This is a genomic window from Dethiosulfatibacter sp. (assembly GCF_983023055.1).
Window position 1 is genome coordinate 4616 of record NZ_CEZJXU010000049.1, and the last position, 2876, is coordinate 7491.

Genomic DNA, 2876 nt, shown 5'->3' on the forward strand with positions numbered 1-2876 from the left:
CAACACCATCAACTGCCTTAACAAGACCTTCATGGGTATTAAAATATACTCTTAAATCATCTACTTTCAATAAATCATCAGTCATTTCACACCTCTAGACCTTTAATTTTGGATCCAAGGCATCCCTCAGTCCATCACCTAAAAAATTAATTGACAATACAGTCAACAAAACCATGGTTCCAGGCGGCATCCACATCCACCATTTACTCTTGAGTATTCTCATGCTTTGTGCAGCTGAAAGCATGTTTCCCCAGCTAGGTATTGTAGGTTTAACACCCATACCCAGAAAACTAAGGGACGCTTCCGTCAATATTCCATTGGCAATAGCCAAAGTTGCATAAACCAAAACCGGAGCCATAACATTTGGCAATATATGATTTTTGATTATCTCCCATGGATTCAAACCGAAAGCTTTTGCGGCTTCAATATATTCTCTTTCCTTCAGGGAAAGTACTTCCGCTCTTACAATTCTCGCTACTCTTGTCCAATATAAAACTCCAACAATGATTATTATATTATTCATGCTTGGACCTAAAACTGCAGCCATTGCTATAGCAATAATAAAAAACGGAAAGCACATTATAATGTCCACTACACGCATTATAATGGAATCTACTATTCCACCAAAATAACCTGCGATGGCTCCCAATGAAACTCCAATAGTTATCTGCATTATACTTGCAACTATTCCTACCGTCAAAGAAACCCTTCCTCCGAAAAGAATTCTGGAAAGAACATCTCTTCCAAGATCATCAGTTCCCAGTAAATGTTCGGATGATGGCGGTTCTTCAATATTGTCCAGATCAATTTCATCTATTTCATATGGTGCAATTAATGGAGCAAGAATTGAAGCCACTATGAATAATGACAATATTATAATTGACAGTAAAGCCAATTTATTTTTCTTCAGTTTCATCCATACAATATCTCCTGGAGAAACCACATTGATTTTTTCCATGAATTACACCTCCTAATTTCTTCTTATTCTCGGATCTGCTACTGCATAAAGTATGTCAGCCAAGAAATTCGAACCCAGTATTATGACTGCCAGTAAAAGCATTATGCCCATTATAAGAGGATAATCCCTTCCAATTATGGCATTATAATTTATTCTTCCAATTCCAGGCCATACAAATATTGTTTCAGTAAGAACCGCTCCCGAAAACAAAAACGGTATCTGCATCGTTATTATTGTTATTATTGAAATAAGTGCATTTCTGAATGCATGCCTGTATATTACATATTTTTCCTTTACTCCCTTGGCTCTTGCAGTCCTTATATAATCCTGGTCTATAACTTCTATCATTGAAGACCTGGTATATCTCATCAAGGTAGCCGTCTGAAGAAGGGCTAAAACCAAGGCTGGCAAAACCAAATGTCTTAAAATATCCAAATACCTGCTCATTCCCGATAGATTTTTCCCTATGGATATCATACCCGACACAGGGAATATCGCCATATCATATGCAAACCATTTAATCAACAAAAGGCCGAAAAAAAACGCCGGTATTGATAACCCCAGAAAAGAGAACACAGTAACAATATAATCTGTTATTGAATTCTTCCTTGTGGCAGATACAATTCCTGCAGGTATTGCTATGGCAATACTTAAAATCATGGATACAACTCCAAGAAGTATTGTGTTTGGTAAATACTCCATGATGACCATAGAAACAGGTTTTTTGAATTTAATCGAAAATCCAAGATCTCCTGTTAAAGCTCTCCCTACCCACTTAAAATACTGAATATGTATGGGATCATAAAATCCTATTTTTTCAAGCATTTCTTCACGCACTTCAGAGGATACCGAAGGATCCATTGACTGCAATAGCGGATCGCCAGGTGCCAAATGTATCAAAACAAATATGACCACCGTCACTCCTACGAGCACAATCAAAGCCTGCAACAGTCTTTTTATAGTATAATTGAACATTCTTTTCTCCTTAATAAAATATTTAGGGAGAGAATACTCTCTCCCCAAACACAGATTATTATTATTATTATTCTTCTATTATCCAATTTTCAAAATCATAGTAATCCAAGTATGTAGCTGGATTAAAGTTTTTAAGATTAGGATTATACGCTTTCACAACGCTTGGAGAATACAGATATACCTGAGGAGCTTCTTCATTTACTATCTTGCAAAATTCCGTATAAGCTTTAGTTCTATCTGCAATTTCAAGAGAAGCCAATCCTTCCATAATGTATTTGTCTGCATCTTCATTTCTAAATCCTACAATATTCCAAGCTGCATTTCCAATTTCATCAGATGCTGCATCAGAATGCCAAATAGGTTTTGGATCCGGATCCAGTGATAAAGAACTACCAAGCAAGTACAAATCAAAATCATGATTCGACATAACTTCGTCAAGTAAAGCACCAAACTCCATGTTTCTCAATTCCAGTTCAATACCGATGTCCTTAAGGTATTTTTGAATAACAGGTGCCGATTGTTCTCTTGTTTTGTTTCCTATAGGGTATTTCAATGTAAGCGTTAGTTTGTTATTGTCTGCATCTTCTATCCATCCATCACCATCTCTGTCTTCATATCCAGCTTCCTTCAACAGTTCCACAGCCTTTTCAGGATTAAATTCATAGTTATTCAAACCTTCATCAGCATAAGCCCATCCAGTAGGTACAAGTGGCGCATTAAGTACAATACCATTTCCACTCATTAACTTATCAACAATTGCATTTCTATCAATAGCATAGAATATTGCCTGTCTTACATTCTTATCCTGGAATCTTTCTTGTCTCAAGTTAAAGCCCATATACTGATATGATTTACCTGCATATGAAACAATCTTAATTCCAGCTGCTTCAAGCTCTGCAAGATCTTCAGCCTTTAACGAAGAAATATCTGCAACATCTATATC

3 protein-coding genes are annotated in these 2876 nt (G+C 36.4%); all 3 read right to left on the reverse strand.

Annotation, left to right across the window (positions count from 1 at the left end; translation table 11 throughout):
* Nucleotides 1-94 precede the first annotated feature (94 nt).
* Nucleotides 95-958 (reverse strand): oligopeptide ABC transporter permease, encoded by an 864-nt coding sequence (gene opp4C, locus AC3AX0_RS03215; protein ID WP_487548867.1) that lies wholly within the window; start codon nt 956-958, stop codon nt 95-97.
* A gap of 12 nt (nt 959-970) precedes the next feature.
* Nucleotides 971-1933 carry an ABC transporter permease gene (locus AC3AX0_RS03220; RefSeq protein ID WP_487548868.1) on the reverse strand — a complete coding sequence of 321 codons (963 nt, stop codon included), beginning with the start codon at nt 1931-1933 and terminating at the stop codon, nt 971-973.
* Between the two features lie 67 nt (nt 1934-2000).
* Nucleotides 2001-2876: ABC transporter substrate-binding protein (locus AC3AX0_RS03225; RefSeq protein ID WP_487548869.1), on the reverse strand; the 876-nt coding region annotated here is incomplete at its 5' end.